Below are 773 nucleotides of genomic sequence, written 5' to 3'. Positions count from 1 at the left end.
ACGAGCAATCTCAGAAAGACCCCTTACCACCTCAGGAACAAAGAGCCGTGCAGCTTATCTACGAAGATTTCGCAATGGAAGGTGCCGATCTTAATGAAGCCGATAAAAAAAGATACGCAGAGATCAATCAGGAACTTTCCCGCCTTTACACCACCTTCTCTAATAATGTATTGGCAGAAGAAGAGAATTATGTTGTTTTTCTTAATGAAGATCAACTTAGCGGACTTCCGGATTCCTTTGTTAAAGCCGCAGCCAAAGCAGCTGCAGATCGTGGGGAGGAAGGAAAATATGCTGTTTTGAACACCCGCTCTTCCATGGATCCTTTCCTTACCTATTCAGATAACAGGGAATTGAGAAAAAAGGTCTGGACAAACTATTATTCCCGCGGTGACAACAACGATGAATACGATAACAAGGACATCATCAAGGAAATCCTGAAACTGCGTGATGAAAGGGTTGAACTGTTAGGATTTGAGAATTATGCGCAGTGGAGATTACAGAACCGCATGGCGAAAAATCCCGAAAACGCGATGGAACTTATGGAGGCCGTTTGGCCGGCCGCTTTAGCGAGAGTTGAAGAGGAAGTTGCCGATATGCAGGCATTGGCGAAAGCCGAAGGTAAGGACATCACCATTGCGCCCTGGGACTACAGGTATTATGCTGAAAAAGTAAGACAACAGAAATATGATCTTGAGTCAAACGAAGTGAAACAGTATTTACAACTTGATAAACTTACAGATGCTTTGTTCTACACTGCTTCAGAAGTTTTTAAT

1 protein-coding gene is annotated in these 773 nt (G+C 43.2%); it reads left to right on the top strand.

The genetic code is table 11. The features are described 5' to 3' along the window. A partial coding sequence (locus HC175_RS15665) for a M3 family metallopeptidase (protein ID WP_168139376.1) occupies nt 1–773 on the top strand: 773 nt, incomplete at both ends.

It is taken from the genome of Salinimicrobium oceani, assembly GCF_012037645.1.
The sequence above is the reverse complement of the archived record's forward strand: the minus strand, read 5'-3'. Positions and strand labels throughout refer to the sequence as shown.